Genomic DNA, 19,904 nt, shown 5'->3' with positions numbered 1-19,904 from the left:
GCGCACCTGTGCGTGTGCGTTGCAGCACCGACGGCCACGCCGCGCGGCCCGTCAGAGATCCGAGCTTTCACAGAGAACATGGGGAAACCATTCCATCCAAAAGCTTGCCGCGGGCAATCAGGCACCCGGCGGCAAGCTGTGCACCGCATCAGTCGCTGGTAAAGATGCTGCCTTGACGATCCAAGCTGTCCAGCGCCATGCCGCAACCGCGCACCACGCAGGTCAGCGGCTCTTCGGCGACCAGCACGGGCAGGCCGGTTTCCTCGGCCAGCAGGCGGTCCAGGTCACGCAGCAGGGCGCCGCCGCCGGTCAGCATCATGCCGCGCTCGGCAATGTCGGCGCCCAGCTCGGGGGGTGTCTGCTCCAGCGCGTTCTTCACGGCGGAGACGATCTGGTTGAGCGGCTCGGTCAGCGCTTCCAGCACTTCGTTGGAGCTGATGGTGAAGCTGCGGGGCACGCCTTCGGACAGGTTGCGGCCCTTGACTTCCAGCTCCTTGACTTCCGAGCCGGGGAAGGCCGAGCCAATTTGCTTTTTGATCAGCTCTGCCGTGGGTTCACCAATCAGCATGCCGTAGTTGCGGCGGATGTAGCTGATGATGGCTTCATCGAACTTGTCGCCGCCCACGCGCACCGAGCCTTTGTAGACCATACCGCCCAGCGAGATCACGCCCACTTCGGTGGTACCGCCGCCAATGTCGACCACCATCGAGCCGGAAGCCTCCGACACGGGCAGGCCAGCACCGATACCGGCGGCCATGGGCTCTTCAATCAGGTACACGGCCGTGGCGCCCGCCGCTTCTGCTGCGTCCTTGATAGCGCGGCGTTCCACCTGGGTCGAGCCGCAGGGCACGCAGATGATGATGCGCGGGCTGGGCGTCATCACATTGCGGGGGTGCACCATCTTGATGAACTGCTTGATCATCTGCTCGGTGATCACAAAGTCCGCAATCACGCCATCCTTCATGGGGCGGATGGCTTCGATGTTGCCGGGCACCTTGCCCAGCATGGCCTTGGCTTCGCGGCCCACGGCCTGAATCACCTTCTTGCCGTGGGGGCCACCTTCGTGGCGGATTGCGACCACCGAGGGCTCGTCCAGCACGATGCCCTTGTCGCGGGCGAAAATCAGGGTATTGGCTGTACCCAGGTCAATGGCCAAATCGGTGGAGAAGTACCGACGGAAAGCACCGAACATTCAAATTTCCTCTCAGGCACAGCACGCGCTTCGGCTTGCTATCGCCAGGGTATAGATCAACAGGAATCAGGGGGGAGTCAAGTTTAGGCTTTTCTGCACAATCGCAGCCATCCAAAGATGGCAATTGCGCAAAGACCAGATAATACCGTATCCCCTGTGAATAACTCATGGCGGCGCACGCCGTCTGACAGCTTTACATCCGGTTTCGAACCGCAGAAAACCTATGGCACTCACCTCGAACGACATTGACCGCATCGCCAACTTGGCGCGGCTCGAACTCTCCCCAGAAGAAAGTGCGCGCATGCTCTCGCAACTCAACGGCTTTTTCGGCATGGTCGAAAAGATGCAGGCTGTGGATACCTCGGGCGTGCTGCCGCTGGCCCACCCTGTAGCCGCCATCCAAGATGTGGTGCTGCGCCTGCGTGAGGACGTGGCCAGCGAGCCCAACCAGCGCGAAGCCAATATGCGCAACGCACCCGCCCAGGGCGAGGGTCTGTTCCTCGTGCCCAAGGTCATCGAATAAGCGCAAGGCAAAAAAATTTCATGAGCACTACCGATCTGCACCACCTGGGCGTGGCCGAACTGGCCGCCCAGCTCAAGAACAAGCAAGTCTCCGCCGTGGAAGCGGCCCAGCACTTTCTGGCCCGCGCCCAGCAGCACCAGCACCTGGGCGCGTTTGTGGCCATCAACGAATACGCCACCCTGGCCCAGGCCAAGGCGGCCGATGCGCTGATTGCCGCAGGCCAAGGCGGCCGACTGGCCGGTGTGCCGATGGCGCACAAAGACATCTTTGTCACCAAGGACTTCCCCACCACCGCCGCCAGCAAAATGCTGCAGGGCTACCAGTCGCCGTTTGACGCCACCGTGGTGCGCAAGCTGGCCGACGCAGGCATGGTCACGCTGGGCAAGCTCAATTGCGACGAATTCGCCATGGGCGGCGCCAACGAAAACTCCGCCATCGCCCCCGTGGGCTTTGCTGAGCCCCAGCCCGTGCGCAACCCCTGGAACACCGAGCGCGTGCCCGGTGGCTCTTCGGGCGGTTCGGCCGCAGCGGTGGCGGCCCGTCTGGCCCCTGCGGTCACCGGTACCGACACCGGCGGCTCGATTCGCCAGCCTGCATCGTTTTGCGGCATCACCGGCATCAAGCCCACCTATGGCCGCGCCAGCCGCTACGGCATGATCGCCTTCGCCTCGTCCCTGGACCAGGCCGGCCCCATGGGCCGCAGCGCCGAAGACTGTGCGCTGCTGCTGTCCGAAATGTGCGGCCCCGATCTGGACCGTGACTCCACCAGCCTGGACCACCCCGCCGAAGACTTCACGCTGCAGTTGAACGACAGCATCGAAGGCCTGCGCATTGGTATCCCTGCTGAATTTTTTGGCGAAGGCCTGTCGGCCGACGTCCGCGCCGCCGTGGATGCCGCGCTCAAGGAATACGAAAAGCTGGGCGCCAAGCTGGTGCCCATCAGCCTGCCGCGCACCGAGCTGTCCGTGCCCGTGTACTACATCTTGGCGCCGGCCGAAGCGTCGTCCAACCTCTCGCGTTTTGACGGCGTGAAGTTCGGCCACCGCGCGGCCAAGTTCAGCGACCTGAACGATATGTACAAAAAGACCCGTGCTGAAGGCTTTGGCGACGAGGTCAAGCGCCGCATCATGATCGGTGCCTACGTATTGAGCGAAGGTTATTACGACGCTTACTACCTGCAAGCGCAGAAGATCCGACGCATGATCGCCGACGACTTCCAAGCCGCGTTCAAGGAATGCGACGTGATCGCCGGTGCCGCAGCGCCCACCACCGCATGGGCGATTGGTGGCAAGGCCGACCCCGTCAGCAACTACTTGGCCGACGTGTTCACCCTGCCCGCATCGCTGGCCGGTTTGCCCGGTTTGAGCCTGCCCGCAGGCTTTGGCGACGGTGGCATGCCCGTGGGCTTGCAGCTGATTGGCAACTACTTTGCCGAAGCCAAGTTGCTCAACGCGGCGCACCGCTTCCAGCAAGCCACGGACTTCCACCTGCAACGCCCCGCAGGCTTTTAAACCATAGCTGCCAGCGTAGGCTGCATCAACGCTAGAGGCCAAAAACACTACAAACTCTAGCGCCCCGCTTGCACTGGCACCCCGCATTGATTGCAGCAAGGACTTGTACCGAACATGACTGCCAAACTCATTCAGGGCTACGAAGTCGTCATCGGCTTTGAAACCCACGCCCAACTGGCGACCAACTCCAAAATCTTCAGCCGCGCCAGCACCGCCTTTGGTGCCGAGCCCAACACGCAAGCCTGCGCGGTGGACTTGGCCCTGCCCGGCACCCTGCCCGTGATGAACAAAAAGGCCGTGGAATGCGCCATCAAGCTCGGCTTGGCGCTGGGGAGCCACATCGCGCCCCGCTCGATCTTCGCGCGCAAAAATTACTTCTACCCCGACCTGCCCAAGGGCTACCAAATCTCCCAGTTTGAGATTCCCGTGGTGCAAGGCGGTGAGGTGAGCTTCTACGTCGGCGACAAGCTGCACACCGTGCGCTTGGTGCGCGCGCACTTGGAAGAAGACGCGGGCAAGTCCGTGCACGACCAGTTCCCCACCGAGTCCGGCATTGACCTGAACCGCGCAGGCACCCCCCTGCTGGAAATCGTGACCGAGCCCGATATCCGCAGCACCGAAGAAGCCGTGGCCTACGCCAAAGAGCTGCACAAAATCGTCACGTGGATTGGCATTTGCGACGGCAACATGCAAGAAGGCAGCTTCCGCTGCGATGCCAACGTGTCCGTGCGCAAGCCCGGTGCGCCTTTGGGCACGCGCCGCGAGATCAAGAACTTGAACTCGTTCAAGAACATGCAAATCGCCATCGACTACGAAATTCGTTGGCAGATTGAGCAGATCGAAGACGGCTACGAGATCCAGCAAGCCACCGTGCTGTTCAACCCCGACACGGGCGAAACCCGCGCCATGCGCACCAAGGAAGACGCGGCCGACTACCGCTACTTCCCCGACCCCGACCTGCCACCGCTGGTCGTGGCCGACAGCTGGGTGCAAGACGTGAAGGCCTCCATGCCCGAGTTGCCCCGCGCTATGGCCGCCCGCTTTGTGGAGCAATACGCGCTGCCCGAGTACGACGCCACCACGCTCACGCAATCGCAAGAAATGGCCGCTTACTTTGAGCGCACCGCCAAGGCCTGCGGCCAAGCCAAGCTGGCCTCCAACTGGGTGATGGGCGAAATCTCCCGCCGCCTGAACACCGAAGAAATCGGCATGGATGCGGTGAAGGTCTCCAGCGAACAGCTGGCCGCGCTGATTGGCCGCATTGCCGACGGCACCATCAGCAACAACGCCGCCAAGCAGGTGTTTGAAGCGCTGTGGACCGGTGACGGTTCGGACGTGGACGCCGTCATCGAAGCCAAGGGCCTCAAGCAAATGAACGACACCGGCGCGCTGGAAGCCATCATTGACGAGGTGATTGCTGCCAACCCCGGCAACGTCGAGCAATACCGCGCGGGCAAGGACAAGGCGTTCAATGCCTTGGTGGGGCAGGTGATGAAGGCCTCGAAGGGTAAGGCCAACCCTGGGCAAGTCAACGAGTTGCTCAAGGCCAAGTTGGCGTAAGCCGCTGCTTTTTGCCTTGCGAATACCAAGCCTCCTTCGGGAGGCTTTTTTATTGGTCGTTCATAGATTGATAGCTGCTGGCGCTTGCTGTGCCTAGGCTTCAGGCTGATTTGGTGCTTGTTGTTTGTTTGGCTTTTGCTGGCCGCTTATCGCGCGGCGGCGACTTACTTTTCTTGCTTGCACAAGAAAAGTAAGCAAAAGAAGTGCACCCCTCTACCCGTGTCCCTTTGGGCTTTGCTGCGCAAATCCCAAGCGGGCAACCTGCGGTGCTCGATCACAGGGCGGGGCCGCAGAACTCACTGCGCTCCTGCGTCGCTGCGTTCAAACAACTGCGGCCAGCTAGATGACGATGCAGATGCGTCCTGCGGCGCATCTGCCCACCCTGCGCTCTGTGCGCCTCGGCACGAGTAGAAGGGATAAAAATCGCTGCTTACTTCTATTTCCTTGCATAAATGCACATACACATGTAACACTATTCTTTTTTTAACAAAAGAGGAAAAAATGATATTCCCTGAGGTCAGATATCTTTACAAATATACCTCTGTAAATGACAACTCACTTGGAATATTTATTAAAGATGAGTTTTGGTTTGCTAAACCAGATACTTTTAATGATCCTTTGGATTGTGGAATTCAGCTAATTAATAATATTAGTAAAGAAAAATTTTTAGAAAAATCAAATGAATATTTAAAATACTTAGAATCATCTAGAAAACCTAGAACAAAAAATCCACAACTGACACAAAAAATTAAAAGTGTAAAAGAGGTAATAACCAAAGTTAAAACTGGGAATGCTCTAACAGATGAAATTCTTGATTCGTTTGCAAAAATAGCTTCAGAATCTTATTCCAAAGATATTAAAAATATTGGAATATTAAGTTTAAGTGAAGTCAACGACAATGTTCTTATGTGGTCACACTATGCAGATCAACATCGTGGTTTTTGCATCGAACTCGAACGAAATAAGGACAGCGATTTAGCTGATAACAAAAAAACACTACCAGTTAGATACTCTATTAAAAAACCGGATATCTCAATTGAAGAACATGAACAAGCAAATAAAGAAGAAGAAAAAGAGATCCGGAGAAGTTTGATTTATACGAAATCAGTTGATTGGAACTACGAAAGAGAATGGCGTGTTATTCAAGATATTGGCAACAAATCTTACAAAATAAATGCAAAAATTAACTCAGTAATTTTTGGTCTAAAAACACCAGAGCATTCAATTAAAACAATTTATGAGCTTTTTAATAAAACAGGATTATTTATAAAATTTAGAAGAGCAAGATTGAAAGAGAAAGATTTTGGAATCGAAATAGTTGATTTTGATCCAAAGTTAATGATTTTTAATGATGAAATAAAAAATGATTCATCATCACATCAATCAGCGAAATCTAATACTGCTGCAAAATTACCAAACTCCTCACCAAGCCTCGCACCTGCCAAACTAAAAGTGAATCACCCTTAATATTTCCCTTCTACCTGCGCCGAGGCGCACAGTCTGTGGGGTGGCGTGTGTGTCGAAGAACACACACGCTTCGTCAATCTGACTCGCCGCAGTTGTTTGAACGCAGCGGCACAGCCGCGCAGTGAGTTCTGCGGCGCACCCCGCAGGCGAGCACCGCAGGTTGCCCGCTTGGGTTTGGCGCAGCCAAACCCAAAGGGACGCAGGTAGCAGAGTTGTCTTTCTTTTGGTTCCTTTTCTTTGACGAAGCAAAGAAAAGGAACTCGCCTCCGGCGCGATAAGCCGGTTCTGCCCTCCACGCCTGCGCAGCATCAAGCTCGTAAAGACGTTTTCAATAAAAGTAGCTGAAAGCGCAAGCTATACAAGGGCTAAAGCCCTATTTGGCTTCATCCCACGCGCCACAGCAAAACCCTTTTCAAGCCCACAGCGCCACGTATCGCCCGTTCCCTTCTGCCCCCGCCTGCCGCGCACAGCCGCAGACGGAAACAGCCAGACGCGCTGTTTGAGCGTGCGGTACGCACGCGAGTTTGCGGCTGGCCCGTCTGGGGCGCGCACGGGAGGTGGCCCGTAGCGCAGCGAAGGGTCGGGGGCAGCAGGGTGCTCTTTCCTTTGCTTACTTTCCTTTGAGCAAGCAAATGAAAGTAAGTCGCTGCCGCGCGACAAGCGGCCTCTGTACTCAAAGCAAAAGCAATGCCCAGACAGAAAAGTGCTTTTCAAAAGCAGTAGCTGCCAGCGCTTTCTACATCAGCGCCAGAGCCCAATTTGGCTTCAATCCAATAGACCCAAAGAAAAGTCCTTTTCAAGCCCGCAGCATCCAACCGCGCCCTATCCTTTCTGCCCCCGCCTCCCGCGCACAGCCCCAGACGGAAGCAGCCAGACGCGCTGTTTGAGCCTGCAAAGCAGGCGAGTTTGCGGCTGGCCCGTCTGGGGCGCGCACGGGAGGTGGCCCGTAGCAGAGCGGAGGGTCGGGGGCAGCAGGGTCGCCTTTCTTTTGGTTCCTTTTCTTTGGCGAAGCAAAGAAAAGGAACTCGCCCCGGCGCGATGAGCCGGCTCTGTCCTCAGATCAAAGGCGGCATCCAAAACGAAAAAACCTTTTCAACAACCATAGCTACCCACGCTTACCGCACAAGCCCTACACCCTCATTTCATCCAAAAAACTGCCACCTCACGCACTTCTCCTATAGTCACGCCACGGGCGCACCCGTACAACCGCACAGCAGGAGGGCTGCCCACCATGATGGACAAAGCGTGGCAAAAAATTCATGTAATGGAAATGATCGCCGTGTGCGTGCTGCTGGGCACGGCGTGGATGTATCTGAAGGCGTATTGGGACTTTGAGCACAATTACCAGACGTGGCTGGCAAACCCGAATGGCGAGGGCATGAGCCGCGCTGAGGCGCTGGGGCTGTCGGGCGATTTTTTGGGGGGCGTGCTCAATCCGATTTTGAGTTTTTTCTCGCTGCTGGCCTTGCTGTTCACCCTGCGCCTGCAGCGGCGCGAGTTGACCGCCACGATGGAGGAGCTGAAAAAATCAACGGTGGCTGCCGAATCGAATGTGCGCCTGTTTACCGAGCAGATTGCGGCGCAGCGGCTGGATGCGTTTGAGAACACGTTTTTCTCGCTGCTCAAGCTGTTTAACAACACGTTCGAGAAGATCAACGAGCACCACGATGCCGAAGCGGGGCAGCCCGCAGGCACCAGTTTGCAGCGGCTGATGCTGCATGCACGCAGCCAGCCAACGCTGGAGGCAGCGCGCGCGGAGTTGATGGCCGACCACAGCGAGATTGACCACTTCATCTCCATCCTGTTTGAGATGCTGAGGTTCATTGAGCAGAAGTTTCCGGACACCGCCCATGGTGACCGCATGTTCTACGCCAACATTCTCAAAGCCATCATCAACCAGGATGCGTTTGAGGCGGTGGCCATGTACGCGGCCACGCGCAACCCGCAAAGCCCGTACATGGAGTTCAAGCAGCTGATTGAAAAGTATGAGTTGCTGCAGGAGCTGGATTTGCGCCCCGCGCAGCGCCAGAAGTTCATGGCGGGCTATGCGCAGTACTTTCCGCAGCTGCAGCCCCCTGCGCCGCTCTAAAGCCCCAGGCGGCGCAGCGCGCTGCAAAGTTCTTTTCAAGAATGAGAGCTGCCAGCGCTTGCTGCATGGGCGCCAGCGGTCTATTTAACTACCAGGCTGCTACTGTGTGCAACGTGCTTTTCTACCGCCTTTAGCGCGCGGGCCCTGCAGGCGGCGGGCATTTTGGGGCCGTGTGGCGCGCACGCAAACCCCGCCCGGGGTGTGCAGAACGTAGCGCCGCTTTGATCCTATGCCAGGGCAACCGGGCACGGGCAGCGCTACCATCGCCAGCATTGCCATTGCATTTGATTGCCCCGGCAGCGTTGCTGCTGCCGCCGCCCAGCGTTATGAACATTCTCTCGATCCAGTCCCATGTCTCTTATGGCCACGTTGGCAATTCCGCCGCAGTGTTTCCGCTGCAGCGCCTGGGGCATGAGGTGTGGCCGGTGTACACCGTCAACTTCTCCAACCACACGGGCTACGGCCAATGGGGCGGCTCGCCCATTCCCGCCAGCGAGGTCGGCGCCATCGTGCATGCGATGGAGCAACGCGGCGCACTGGCCAAGGTGGATGTGGTGCTCAGCGGCTACCAGGGCGGGGCTGACATTGCCGACGCCATATTGGCCACCGTGGCACGCGTCAAAGCGCTCAACCCGAGGGCCACCTACACCTGCGATCCCGTGATGGGCAACGCCAAATCGGGCTGTTTTGTGAACCCTGCCATTCCCGTGCTGTTGCGCGAACGCGTAGTGCCCCAGGCCGATTTGGTGACCCCAAACCAGTTTGAGCTGGGCTACCTGGCAGGCATGCCGGTGCACACACTGGCCGACACGCTGAAGGCGGTGGATGCCGTGATGGCCCTGGGCCCGCGCGCCGTGCTGGTCACCAGCGTGCACTGCCCCGATGCGGCGCCGGGCACCATCTCCATGCTGGCGGCCGATGCCACGGGCGCATGGCTGGTAACCACGCCGCACCTGCCGTTCAAGGCCAATGGCTCGGGCGATGTCACCGCGGCACTGTTTACCGCCCACTACAGCCAGCATTTTGGCCAAAGCGGCTCGGCCCAGCGGGCGCTGGAGCGCACCACGGCCAGCATGTTTGAGCTGCTGCAGCACACCCACCAAAGCGGGGAGCGTGAATTGCAACTGGTGCAGGCCCAAGACAGTTATGTGGCCCCGCGCGCCCACTTTGCTGCTGTGCCCATCCGTTAAGCAGGCCCTGTTTTCGCCATGCGGGGGCCACGGCCCCTTGCCCAATCGACGCGGGCGCAGCCACAATCCGTGAGCACCATCCCAAGGAGGCCGCATGGAACTCACCCTGCTGCGCGAGCAAGATGCCACTACGCTGTGGGCTTTTGAAAACCAGCACCGTCTGTACTTTGAAAACTGGATCAATCCCCGGGCCGACAGCTTCTACACCCCCGAGGGGTTTGACCAGGCGCTGCAGACTGCACTGCGCCAGCAAGCCGCTGACCAGGCCTTTCACTACCTGATCTGGCTGGGTGGCGAACTGGTGGGCCGCATCAACCTGACCCAGGTGCGCCGCGACCACTTTCACAGCGCCTCGCTGGGCTACCGCATCGCGCCCTCGCACAGCGGCCAGGGCCTGGCATCAGAGGCGGTAAAACTGGTGATGCAAAAAGCTTTTCAGGTTCACCACCTGCAACGCCTGGAAGCCACTGCGCGCCCTGAAAACCCCGCCTCCATCCGCGTGCTGCTGAAAAACGGTTTTCAGCAGTTTGGGCACTCGCGCTGCAGCTTGCAACTGCACCGCCAGTGGTTTGACTTGCTGTACTTTGAAGCGCATGCGCCGGGGTTTCACAGACCCGGGGCGGTGCTGTAGCACCCCGGTTCAAAGCCGATCCCACGGCCCAGCGAAGCGGTACGACGAAGGCGGTGCTGCAGCCGCAGGCAGTAAGAACGCACGAATGCTTGGATGCCGCGGCACCGTGAAACCGCGCTGTATGGGGAGTGTTTGAGGCGTGCCTAGGGCGTGCCATCAACGCTAAAAAGATAGCTCCTAACGCTGGATACATAAGCGCTAGAGGCCATTTTTATGAAAAAAGCCTTGTGGCATTCATCCACAAGGCTTTTGCGCGGCGGGCAGGCACACAGCCTTGCCTTCAACGCTTAAAAGGTTTCCCAATCGTCGTCCGCCGTGGCAGCAGCCACTTTGGTCATGCTGGGCATGGACGCGGCCCGGGCAGCCGCCGGCGCGGGCGCGGCCGCTGCGCTGGGCGCCAGGGCCGGGCTTGGGGAGCGTGCCACCGCAGATGCACCGGCAGGCGCAGCTACGGCCGACCGGGGGGAGCCGTGAATCACCGGGCGCTGGATGGCCAACGCGGGAGATTGCAGTGGTTGCGCACTGCCACCTTGCAGACGGAAGATGGACACGGCATGCACCAGCTCATCGGCTTGCTTGCGCAGGCCCTCGGTTGCGCCCGCCATTTCTTCCACCAACGCAGCATTTTTCTGCGTGGTTTGGTCCATGTGCGTGACCGCCTCGGCCACCTGTGCCACGCCGTTGCTTTGCTCACCGCTGGCATGGCTGATGTCGCTGATCAGCTGGGTGACTTTGCGGATTTCGGCAATGGCCTGCTCCATGGTCTCACCCGCATGGGCCGCCTGGATATTGCCTTCATGGATTTCAGCCACGCTGGTGCTGATGAGCTGCTTGATCTCTTTGGCCGCGTCGGCGCTGCGGCCTGCCAGGGCACGCACTTCCCCCGCCACCACGGCAAAACCACGGCCATGCTCACCGGCACGCGCCGCTTCCACGGCGGCATTCAGCGCCAGGATGTTGGTCTGGAAGGCAATGCCATCAATCACACCGATGATGTCGGCAATCTTTTTGCTGCTGGTGTCGATGCCCTGCATGGTTTGCACCACTTTGCGCACGGCTTCACCACCTTCGGTGACCACGCGCTGCGCTTCGCGGGTGAGTTTGTCGGCCGATTGCGCATGCTCGGCGTTGTGGGCCACCGTAGAGCCCAACTCTTCCATGGCGGCGGCCGTTTCTTCCAGCGCGCTGGCTTCGCTTTCGGTGCGGGTGGCCAGATCCATATTGGACTGGGCAATTTCCGCACTGGCCATGGCCACGCTGTGCGCCTGCTCATTCACGGCACGCACCACGCGCGTCAGCCCGGTGTTGGTGTTGTTCATGGCATCGAGCAGGTGCCCGATTTCATCGCTGCGTGTGCTGGGGATGCGCACGGTGAGGTCGCCTTCGGCAATGGCGTCTGCCATGCGGCTGGCTTCATTCAGGGGGCGCACGATCATGCGACGAATCAGCCAGAACCAGACCGCCGCCAGCACCAGCACCGCCATCAAGCCCATCACCGCAAACTTGATGATGAGGCTGCGGGTCTCGGCAATGAATTCATCGGTATACGCGCTGGAAGACACCACCCAGTTCCAGGGAGCGTAGTGGCCGAACACAGCCAGCTTTTCGCGCGCCTCGGTTTCGCCGGGATTCATCCACGGGTAGGTGATCGCGCCTTGCTTGCGCTCCAGCATGTCACGGATAAACAAGGTGCCATTGCTGTCTTTGGCATCAATGATGTTGCTGCCTTCTTGCGCAGGGTGCACCACCAGTTCGCCACGCTGGGGGCCATCTTCCGCCCGCAGCACGTAGTAATAGCCGGTGTCGCCCACTTTCAGTGCCCGCACCGACGCTTTGAGGTGGTTGAGCTGCTCCGAAAAGTCTTGCCCCACAAAGGCAATGCCCACTATTTTTCCTGCAGCATCTTTCAGCGGGCGGTAATGCGTCATGTACTGGCGCCCAAATAACTGTGCCAGGCCCATATAGCTCTGGCCTGCCTGCACGGCGGCATACGCGGGGTGGCTACGCTCCAGCACGGTGCCTACCGCCGCTTCGCCCTTGTCATTTTTCAAGGTGGTGGCAATGCGCACAAAGTCTGCGTTGCTTTGGGCGGCAAAAATAGTGGCCACCGCCCCGGTGCTGCGCGTAAACGCGGGCAGATGCGTGGCATCCCCATTGAGCGGCTCTCCATTAAGGCTCAGCAGTGGCTCGGCACCTGCTTGCTCCAGGCTGAATGTGCCCTGCAGGTGGTGGGCCAAGCTATCTGCCAGGAACTGGGTGCGCTGGCGCAGATCTTTGTCGCTCGACTCAATGAAGCGCAGCAGCATTTGAACGCCTTGCTGCATCTCACCATGCATTTTGGTTTGCAGGGATTGGCTCACACCCCACGCAATCGCCAGCACCAGCACCCCCAAAATAGAAGCGACCCAGACAAAATTGGTGATCGCCAGCTTGACGCCCAGGCCTTGGCGCCGCCAAAAACGTTGGCCGATGTGCATTGAAAACTCTCCTCTACGGCCCCTGTGGGCCACTCTTTTTTTATCTGGCTGTGCGCCCGGGCAGGTGTCTTCGCAACACATGGCAGCATGGATCTGCGCCTTCTACATGCCTGTCTGACAGGGGCCCCAAGAAGCAGGCTGCAGCGTAGCGATATGGCATCAGAAAAGATTGACGCACATCAAGTGGTAACTAAGTGTTGCAACCATTTTCTGCATCCAGTGCCCCTCATTGGGCGATGGGGCCATTCACGGGGGCAGCAGGTGAACGCTGCGCACCATCGCTGAGCGCGGACTCGTCATGCGGGATGTAATAAAAAGGGGGAGCGGGCCAATCTATACAACGCTAGCCAGCGGCTCGCTGTGCCCAACTTCTTCTTTGGACTGGTACAGCGCTACATCGGCACGGTGCAGCGCCGTATCGAGGGAGTCCATTTCATGCACTAGCGCCAGCCCAAAGCTGGCGCGACAGTTATCCAGCGATGCAAAGCGTGGCAGTCCTGCTTGGATACGTTGTACCAAGGCCTGCGCCTGTGCCATATCCAGATCGCGCAAGGCCAAGGCGAATTCCTGCGACCCGATACGGGCGACGAAATCGCCCTCTCGCACAGAGCGCAGCAGCAACTGTGCAAAGCATTGCAGTGCGAGCGCAGAACACGCCCCCATCGCATAGCGCGGGTGCTTTTTGTCTTTGAGCTCACACAGCACCACCACCGTAATCCGGCTGGCTGCAGGCAATGCACCGCAGACCACATCCAGGCCTGAACGGTTGAGCAAGTTGGTCACTACATCACGGTAGCCCGAGTTCCGGGGTTTGGTCGCGCCATCGCGCCAGGCACACCATGCCATGGTGACGCTGCAGAGGGCGGCGAGCAGGAGTGCTGCATCTGTGAAAACGGAGAGCGACAGCAGCAGCGGGCCCAGTAGCACCCAAGCGGTGAAGCCACTGTAGAGCCACCGCAACCATTGATCCAGCTGATGGCGCACTGCCCCGCGCCACGCCAAGGGCAGGGCATAGGCCAACACCAAACCCATGGCCATGCTGCCGGCCACCCCGCGTATGGGTGCGGGCAACGCGCTAGCAGCACCTATCCAAGTGACCGCCAGCACACAGCCAGCGCTGCTCACGACGACGTAGACATTCACCGACTGCCCGTAGTGGGCCACCATGGCCTGTGCGAGGGCCCATGCCGCGCCCCACAGCATCCACACCACCATCACCTGCAAAGACCACGGCACCGGTGCTTGGTGTGCCAGCGCGTAAGCCAGAGCGAGCAGCAGCATACCCAGGGCCTGCCAAAGCACATAGCGGTACGCACGTCGCTGCAACCAGACCACCAGGAGGCCAGCCGCCAGCACCCCGCACAACCAGGGCATGCTCAGCAATTCCAAAGTGGTTGGTAGCAATTTCATGCAGAAATTCCAGAGCGCAAGGGGTGAGGCATACAACAACTTGTATTTCAAATTTTTGTTACACAAGGGTATGACAAACAGGCCGATATGCGCGACAGACAATCACGCAAGTTGCACCCTTCAAACAGGTTTTAACAATTGAACACCTGATTCGTCCACCTCACACCAAAAACTGCGGATGGGCGGTCTTCAAGCACACGTGACACGCAAGGCGTGCGGAACTGGCTCTGTACGAGCAATGAGACCTTGCACTTCGCATGCAGGCAGAGACTGACCATGTACGAGGCAACAATTTGGTCTGCGTGTACTGGCCTTGCAGCAACCAACGACTGTTTGCCGCGCGTTGGATGGCGAGCGATCAAACGCAAGGCAATATGCGCATCCTCCCCGCCGTACTTGCAGATGCAGATGCAGATCCAAATCAAGTGATCTAGCGACCGGAAAGAAGCCTTTGGCCTGTGCTGCCGATCATCGAAGCACGTGATACCGCACATGCGCTGGAGCTAGCCCATCTCACCGGATTTGGCCTTTACTCCACGTCTATGCCCACAACGTGGACGCGGCGTACGCTTTGCGCGTGGCATCAAGATCACTATGGCACACATCAACACCATGTCTACCGCCAATCAGAGCAACCCCTCTTTAGGATGGAGAGCAACGCTGCGCCGAGCCTCATTAATGGCTGCAAGATTTTGGAAGCCTTTACCAGTTGGTACTGGCTCACCTTGCAAAAGCAAGACCAGAACCCTTTGCCCCTGTACGTCGCCACCCAGGTGCACAACACCTCTTGTGCCGTTACACAAGCCATGCCACATTGATGACTAGCGCTTTGTCTACGTCTTTTGAGGAGTTCTGCGATGACAACACCTATGCCGATCAATTTGGACAAACTGCGCAATGCCGTGCAAAAGTTCGGAGCGATGAGTTTTACGACCTCTCAGATCGCCGCCGATTACCATCAAGGCGAAAGCTCCATCACCGATCAGGATGCGCTGCAATTTGACAGCTTGCTGCACCGTCACGCCGCGTTGCTGGGGATTGCGGCCCAGCCCTCCAGCGCAGGAGGCGATACCGTGTGGCAAGCGCTCTGAGCGCACCGCCAAGCCTAAAAGCAAAAAGCACGCTGTATCAGCGTGCTTTTTTCTAGCCCCTATCTCCAGGTCTTCAAGACGACGAATCTGCCGCTGAAACGCTGGGTTGCTGCGACTTCCACAGAGGTAACAGCCGCTGCAGATCCGCATCAAAGCGCTTGTGAATGCGCTGCACCTCATCCGCCTGCGCAGCGAGCAATGCACGCTGCTCTTGCTGGGCTTTCTCCACGTCCTGCAAGGCGCTCTTCAAGCGCGCTGGCGTCTTGCTGGAGTCTTGTTGATAGAACTGCAACTCTTGATCCAATTGTTGCTTCTCTTTGTCCAACTCTTGCAGGCGTTTGCGTGCCAACGCTTGCATCTCTTCCATCTGCAATACTGCATCACGGCGGGCCGCATCGTGCAAGGATCGCTCGGGATAACGCGCGAGCAACACCGCATCGCGCCGCCGCTGCTCTTGCAGGCGCTGTAGTTGCAACTGCTCATTACGCCGCTGCTCTAAACGCTGTGCCATTTCCGCCTCAGTAAGAGCTGGCCCCAGGCGGCCACGCTCTACCCCTGATGGGCTCAGTACACGCTGCTCCCGATCCGCACATTGGGGAATGGGACGATCGGCCGTAATACGATGGCCGGCGGCATCGATACAGCTGTAAATGCCACTCTTGCCCGATGGCTGCGCCATCACCGATGCGGTTAATGCAATGCTGCCCAGGACACCAAACCCCACATGGAATGCCAACCGCATACGGTGATCTTTATTTAATCGTTCACTCCATAGCGCTGGCGGTAGGCCAACACCCGTTCATGGTGTTGTGCCGCTTCGCCATCGCCCCCCCGTGACCCCAAATAGGCCAGCAGGTCGGACAACGTGGAAATTGCACACACCTGCAAACCCAGTTGATTGCGCACGTATTGCACGGCGCTGTGGTCTACATCTTTGCCATTCTCTGTGGCTTTCTCTTGGCGGTCTAGTGCAATGGCCACAGCATGTGGCGTAGCCCCCGCAGCTTGAATCAACGCAATCGATTCACGCGCAGCGGTGCCTGCACTCATCACATCGTCAATGATGAGCACGCGCCCTTTGATGGGTGCGCCCACCAAGGTGCCGCCTTCTCCATGGTCTTTCGCCTCTTTGCGGTTGTACGCAAACGGAACGTTCTTGCCCATGCGCGCCAGTTCCACAGCGACCGTCGCCGCCAACGGGATGCCTTTGTAGGCGGGCCCGAAGACCATATCAAACTCCATGCCGCTGGCCACAATGGCTTTTGCATAGAATTCGGCCAAACGGGCCATCTTGGCACCGTCGTCGAACAAGCCAGCGTTAAAGAAGTACGGGCTCATGCGCCCTGCCTTGGTCTTGAATTCACCGAAACGCAGCACCCCTGCGTCTACGGCAAACTGCACAAACTCTTGCGCCAATAAATCGTTCTGTTTTTGTTGCGCGCCACTGATAGACATGGATTCTTCCCTTTTTAAATTGACCAGCCTCAACCTCAACGGCATCCGCTCTGCCGCATCCAAAGGTGTGGAGGAATGGATTGCGGCGACCGGCCCGGATTGTATTTGTGTGCAAGAGGTCAAGGCGCAAGCTGCGGATATTGCGGGAAAGTTTGACACCTTGGCGGGCATGCCCGGCGTTTTCCATTTTGCGCAAAAGAAGGGCTACTCCGGTGTAGGCATTTACAGCCGCCATGAGCCCAGCGATGTCATCGTGGGCTTTGACCCGGAAGAATTCGATGCGGAAGGCCGCTATGTAGAAGCGCGCTTTGATACACCGACCCGCAAGTTCTCCATCATCAGCAGCTACTTTCCCAGTGGCTCATCCGGCGAAGAGCGTCAAAGTGCGAAATTTCGCTTTTTGGCCAAGATGCACACGCACTTGATGCTGCTGAAAGCTGAGCGTGAATTTGTGCTGTGCGGTGATATCAATATCGCTCACCGCAAAGAAGATTTGAAAAACTGGCGCGGTAACCAAAAAAACAGCGGCTTCACCCCTGAGGAGCGCGCCTGGATGGACATGCTGCTGGCCGAAACCGACACCGGCGGCATCAAGGACGTCTATCGCTGCTTGCAACCCGACACCACCAACGCCTGCTACACGTGGTGGAGCAACCGCGGACAAGCGTATGCCAACAACGTGGGGTGGCGTTTGGACTACCACCTGGCCACACCCGCCATCGCTGCGCTGGCCCGTTCTGAATCCATCTACAAAGGCGAGAAGTTTTCAGACCATGCGCCAATCACGATTGGCTATGCGATGAAGCTCTGACCAGCAGCATGCACACACCTGTACGTATTCGCAGAGAGCTGGCTCCGCTGGTATTGCGCGAATGCGCAATACCAGACCATCAGACCGCACGCGATGAAGAGGCCAACACGGTTTTCCCTTCCAGCTGGCATACGCCACCCCAGAAAGCCACCAAGGCAAATAGATAAAACATGTTGCCGCTGTTGTGGACGAAAAAAACCTGTGTCCATCCAAAACCGAAATAGGCAATTGGCAGCAAAGTAGCTGCCACACGCAGACTCAGCAACCGATCGCGCACGATCCATGGCACCTGCGCCATGCGTTTGCGCGTGGGCCAAAACACTGCCAGCGGAACCCCATACAGCAGAAGCAGCATCACCAGACCCAGTACGCCGCGTTTGGCCAGCATGTCCAAAATTTCATTGTGCGCATGGCCATAATCCATGACAGAGGGATGGGCCAATCCTTGATCTACACGCAGCTGCTTGCCTTGTGCAAACCCCTGCGTGCCCCAGCCCAGCAAGGGCTTTTGCTCCCACAGCGCCCATGCCAAGCGCCATTGCTCCAACCGCTGACCAATTGAAGTTTCAGCTGCCTGCACGGGGTTAGCGGCATACGCCTGCAACTCCACCACCGCAGTATTCGCGCGGGAGGTAAATTTTTCACCGTACGGGATCACCATTACAGCAACAGCCAGGACCATAGCCACCACGGCTATGCCTGCCAACTTGGCCTGGCCATACTGGAACATCCACACCAGCAGACACAACACCAGCACAGGCGCCACCACCCAAGCACCCCGCGTCTCCGACAGCAACGACCCCAGCACCGCACAAGCCCCACCGACAGCAAACGCCAGGCGCGCGGGCCATTTTTGTTTGCTCAACAGAGCCACAGACCATGCAGCCACACCCAAGTACATGGAAATATCCCCATACTGGATCGCATTGGTATGGCCAGACGCTTTATTCATACCCAAAACCAAATACTGGTAGGCCGCAATCCCCAAAGAGCCCAGGCCACCAGCAGCAATACCGTAGGCCACCCACGAAAAATCAATGCCTATTTTTGCAACGGCCAGTACACACACCGCTGCAATTCCGTATTTCACCCAGTAATCTGATTTCGTCATTTCGAAAATATTTTCAAAAGAATGACTCCAAAAAATACCGGCTGCAATTAATAGCAAGCACAAAATAATCGTTGGCTTATCAAAATTCCCATGCCGCCACACATTAAATCCGAAAATAGCCGTCAACAAAAACAATAAAGATCCATAGGAATACCCGGAAGGAAATGCAAGTACCGCCGCGAAAAAAACAAAAGCGGAGATATTTGCCATTTTTTTATTATTGAATTTCAACATTTCTTACACCATTATCTTTTTGCAAAAAACTTCAATGAATCTCTATCATATTCCAGAGCTGCATATCTAAAAAATGCTTCCAATGCATGGAAAATTGCATAAAGAAAACCAGCCCCACCACACATAAATCCACGGTGCAAAAAATACAATCTAAAAAAAATTGTAAATCCAGAAAGAAGGCCACGACAGACCCCACCCTTCTTTCCTTGTTCCGATCTCTTCAAAGCACCCAGCATGACATATTGTGTCATTTTATTCAAACTACTTTGAATGCTTTCTCTGGAAGAATGCAAAACAGCATTTTTAATCAAATAACGCTTTACATGAGGATTTCTCAACTGCGCCTTCTCATGGACAACACCTTGAAATTCTTTGATATTATCTCGCAAAAATAGTCGCTCTACATAAGCAGTACTTTTCAAGTATTTCAACTCATGACCAAACGCTACGATTCTCCATTTAATCTTCCAGACGGCATCTTCACCAGATTGAGTAACTGCTTCAATCTCTTTTCTGCACGAATCATTGATAACTTCATCAGCATCCAAAAAGAAAATGTATTTACCCTTGGCATGCTGTAGCAATCTGTTGCGCTGCACGGCAAAACCTTGCCAGTCTGGATAACTAAATACTTCAGCCCCCATTTGACGGGCAATAGAGACCGTATCGTCGGTGCTTCCCGAATCTACAACGATCACTTGGTCTGCAAAGCTAGCACTCTGGAGGCAGACGGCAATGCGGTGTGCCTCATTCATGGTGAGCACACCAATCGTCAGCAACGGCTTTTGCAGTTCATCTTTCATTATCTATCCTTCATGCTTGATGAAGCTATTCATACAACATTTAAATTCCTCAAGAAGCAGCAAATCCTTCTTCAAGGAGTGGGTTTTGGAATATCTTCAGATCCTTCGTCCAAAGAAGCTGTCGCAGTTATCACCAATCATCGGGCTCTTTGAGTTGAAAGCAATTTCACTAATCTAGTTGCTAATCGAGAATAAATGCAGCATGGTTACACATCCTTTATGCTTGAAAATTTCAACTTGTTCAAAGCAATATCCATGAGCACAAATATAATCGAAAAAATTCTTGAATACGTATATCCCGTGCTGAAGCCATAAAATATTAGCAATCGTCAACGAAAAACAATTTGAA

The 19,904-nt window shown here is 56.8% G+C and carries 16 protein-coding genes; 9 read left to right on the top strand and 7 right to left on the bottom strand.

What is annotated here, in order from left to right:
- Positions 1–148 precede the first annotated feature (148 nt).
- Positions 149–1,192: a rod shape-determining protein gene (locus QEP12_RS04975; protein WP_219163491.1), complete on the bottom strand. Its 1,044-nt coding sequence runs from the start codon at positions 1,190–1,192 to the stop codon at positions 149–151.
- A gap of 223 nt (positions 1,193–1,415) precedes the next feature.
- Here QEP12_RS04975 and gatC point away from each other — a divergent pair, with 223 nt between their 5' ends.
- The 7 genes from gatC (at position 1,416) to QEP12_RS04940 (ending at position 10,163) form a co-directional block, all read left to right on the top strand.
- The gene (gene gatC, locus QEP12_RS04970; protein WP_174862176.1) at positions 1,416–1,715 is read left to right on the top strand and encodes an Asp-tRNA(Asn)/Glu-tRNA(Gln) amidotransferase subunit GatC; all 300 of its coding nucleotides are present in this window, start codon (positions 1,416–1,418) and stop codon (positions 1,713–1,715) included.
- A gap of 20 nt (positions 1,716–1,735) precedes the next feature.
- On the top strand, positions 1,736–3,226 hold the full coding sequence (gatA, locus tag QEP12_RS04965; protein WP_284213554.1) for an Asp-tRNA(Asn)/Glu-tRNA(Gln) amidotransferase subunit GatA: 1,491 nt from the start codon (positions 1,736–1,738) through the stop codon (positions 3,224–3,226).
- Between the two features lie 114 nt (positions 3,227–3,340).
- The gene (gene gatB / locus QEP12_RS04960) at positions 3,341–4,786 is read left to right on the top strand and encodes an Asp-tRNA(Asn)/Glu-tRNA(Gln) amidotransferase subunit GatB (RefSeq protein WP_284213553.1); all 1,446 of its coding nucleotides are present in this window, start codon (positions 3,341–3,343) and stop codon (positions 4,784–4,786) included.
- Positions 4,787–5,287: 501 nt separating this feature from the next.
- Positions 5,288–6,253 (top strand): DUF2971 domain-containing protein, encoded by a 966-nt coding sequence (locus QEP12_RS04955; protein WP_284213552.1) that lies wholly within the window; start codon positions 5,288–5,290, stop codon positions 6,251–6,253.
- A gap of 1,231 nt (positions 6,254–7,484) precedes the next feature.
- On the top strand, positions 7,485–8,342 hold the full coding sequence (locus QEP12_RS04950; RefSeq protein WP_284213551.1) for a putative phage abortive infection protein: 858 nt from the start codon (positions 7,485–7,487) through the stop codon (positions 8,340–8,342).
- A gap of 326 nt (positions 8,343–8,668) precedes the next feature.
- The gene (gene pdxY, locus QEP12_RS04945) at positions 8,669–9,532 is read left to right on the top strand and encodes a pyridoxal kinase PdxY (protein WP_174862173.1); all 864 of its coding nucleotides are present in this window, start codon (positions 8,669–8,671) and stop codon (positions 9,530–9,532) included.
- Positions 9,533–9,626: 94 nt separating this feature from the next.
- Positions 9,627–10,163 carry a GNAT family N-acetyltransferase gene (locus QEP12_RS04940; RefSeq protein WP_174862172.1) on the top strand — a complete coding sequence of 179 codons (537 nt, stop codon included), beginning with the start codon at positions 9,627–9,629 and terminating at the stop codon, positions 10,161–10,163.
- A gap of 287 nt (positions 10,164–10,450) precedes the next feature.
- Here the strand turns inward: QEP12_RS04940 and QEP12_RS04935 are convergent, their stop codons facing one another.
- Together QEP12_RS04935 and QEP12_RS04930 are read right to left on the bottom strand one after the other, a co-directional pair.
- Positions 10,451–12,640 carry a methyl-accepting chemotaxis protein gene (locus QEP12_RS04935; protein WP_284213550.1) on the bottom strand — a complete coding sequence of 730 codons (2,190 nt, stop codon included), beginning with the start codon at positions 12,638–12,640 and terminating at the stop codon, positions 10,451–10,453.
- Positions 12,641–12,973: 333 nt separating this feature from the next.
- Positions 12,974–14,050 (bottom strand): GGDEF domain-containing protein, encoded by a 1,077-nt coding sequence (locus tag QEP12_RS04930; protein ID WP_284213549.1) that lies wholly within the window; start codon positions 14,048–14,050, stop codon positions 12,974–12,976.
- 857 nt (positions 14,051–14,907) lie between these two features.
- Between QEP12_RS04930 and QEP12_RS04925 the strand changes: the two genes are divergently transcribed.
- Complete coding sequence (locus QEP12_RS04925; RefSeq protein ID WP_174862167.1) at positions 14,908–15,141, top strand: hypothetical protein; 234 nt, start codon at positions 14,908–14,910, stop codon at positions 15,139–15,141.
- Between the two features lie 73 nt (positions 15,142–15,214).
- On the opposite strand, the gene QEP12_RS04920 is transcribed toward QEP12_RS04925, so the two are convergent.
- Positions 15,215–15,883, bottom strand: coding sequence for a DUF4124 domain-containing protein (locus tag QEP12_RS04920; protein WP_174862166.1), 669 nt, complete (start codon positions 15,881–15,883; stop codon positions 15,215–15,217).
- 14 nt (positions 15,884–15,897) lie between these two features.
- A complete protein-coding gene (gene pyrE / locus QEP12_RS04915) occupies positions 15,898–16,596 on the bottom strand; it encodes an orotate phosphoribosyltransferase (protein ID WP_284213548.1) in 699 nt (232 codons plus the stop codon).
- Here pyrE and QEP12_RS04910 point away from each other — a divergent pair.
- Positions 16,595–17,407, top strand: coding sequence for an exodeoxyribonuclease III (locus QEP12_RS04910; RefSeq protein WP_284213547.1), 813 nt, complete (start codon positions 16,595–16,597; stop codon positions 17,405–17,407). The genes pyrE and QEP12_RS04910 overlap by 2 nt on opposite strands.
- A gap of 79 nt (positions 17,408–17,486) precedes the next feature.
- On the opposite strand, the gene QEP12_RS04905 is transcribed toward QEP12_RS04910, so the two are convergent.
- A complete protein-coding gene (locus QEP12_RS04905; protein WP_284213546.1) occupies positions 17,487–18,752 on the bottom strand; it encodes an O-antigen ligase family protein in 1,266 nt (421 codons plus the stop codon).
- A gap of 11 nt (positions 18,753–18,763) precedes the next feature.
- Positions 18,764–19,555 carry a glycosyltransferase family 2 protein gene (locus QEP12_RS04900; RefSeq protein WP_174862163.1) on the bottom strand — a complete coding sequence of 264 codons (792 nt, stop codon included), beginning with the start codon at positions 19,553–19,555 and terminating at the stop codon, positions 18,764–18,766.
- Positions 19,556–19,904 lie beyond the last annotated feature (349 nt).

This window comes from Comamonas jiangduensis (assembly GCF_030162955.1).
Lineage (GTDB): Bacteria > Pseudomonadota > Gammaproteobacteria > Burkholderiales > Burkholderiaceae_C > Comamonas > Comamonas jiangduensis.
This window is presented reverse-complemented; position numbering and strand designations above follow the sequence as displayed.

What these genes read in the sequence shown, in the direction of transcription:
- QEP12_RS04975 (WP_219163491.1), bottom strand. Translation starts at nt 1,192, where the DNA reads ATGTTCGGTGCTTTCCGTCGGTACTTCTCCACCGATTTGGCCATTGAC.
- gatC (WP_174862176.1), top strand. Translation starts at nt 1,416, where the DNA reads ATGGCACTCACCTCGAACGACATTGACCGCATCGCCAACTTGGCGCGG.
- gatA (WP_284213554.1), top strand. Translation starts at nt 1,736, where the DNA reads ATGAGCACTACCGATCTGCACCACCTGGGCGTGGCCGAACTGGCCGCC.
- gatB (WP_284213553.1), top strand. Translation starts at nt 3,341, where the DNA reads ATGACTGCCAAACTCATTCAGGGCTACGAAGTCGTCATCGGCTTTGAA.
- QEP12_RS04955 (WP_284213552.1), top strand. Translation starts at nt 5,288, where the DNA reads ATGATATTCCCTGAGGTCAGATATCTTTACAAATATACCTCTGTAAAT.
- QEP12_RS04950 (WP_284213551.1), top strand. Translation starts at nt 7,485, where the DNA reads ATGATGGACAAAGCGTGGCAAAAAATTCATGTAATGGAAATGATCGCC.
- pdxY (WP_174862173.1), top strand. Translation starts at nt 8,669, where the DNA reads ATGAACATTCTCTCGATCCAGTCCCATGTCTCTTATGGCCACGTTGGC.
- QEP12_RS04940 (WP_174862172.1), top strand. Translation starts at nt 9,627, where the DNA reads ATGGAACTCACCCTGCTGCGCGAGCAAGATGCCACTACGCTGTGGGCT.
- QEP12_RS04935 (WP_284213550.1), bottom strand. Translation starts at nt 12,640, where the DNA reads ATGCACATCGGCCAACGTTTTTGGCGGCGCCAAGGCCTGGGCGTCAAG.
- QEP12_RS04930 (WP_284213549.1), bottom strand. Translation starts at nt 14,050, where the DNA reads ATGAAATTGCTACCAACCACTTTGGAATTGCTGAGCATGCCCTGGTTG.
- QEP12_RS04925 (WP_174862167.1), top strand. Translation starts at nt 14,908, where the DNA reads ATGACAACACCTATGCCGATCAATTTGGACAAACTGCGCAATGCCGTG.
- QEP12_RS04920 (WP_174862166.1), bottom strand. Translation starts at nt 15,883, where the DNA reads ATGCGGTTGGCATTCCATGTGGGGTTTGGTGTCCTGGGCAGCATTGCA.
- QEP12_RS04910 (WP_284213547.1), top strand. Translation starts at nt 16,595, where the DNA reads ATGGATTCTTCCCTTTTTAAATTGACCAGCCTCAACCTCAACGGCATC.
- pyrE (WP_284213548.1), bottom strand. Translation starts at nt 16,596, where the DNA reads ATGTCTATCAGTGGCGCGCAACAAAAACAGAACGATTTATTGGCGCAA.
- QEP12_RS04905 (WP_284213546.1), bottom strand. Translation starts at nt 18,752, where the DNA reads ATGTTGAAATTCAATAATAAAAAAATGGCAAATATCTCCGCTTTTGTT.
- QEP12_RS04900 (WP_174862163.1), bottom strand. Translation starts at nt 19,555, where the DNA reads ATGAAAGATGAACTGCAAAAGCCGTTGCTGACGATTGGTGTGCTCACC.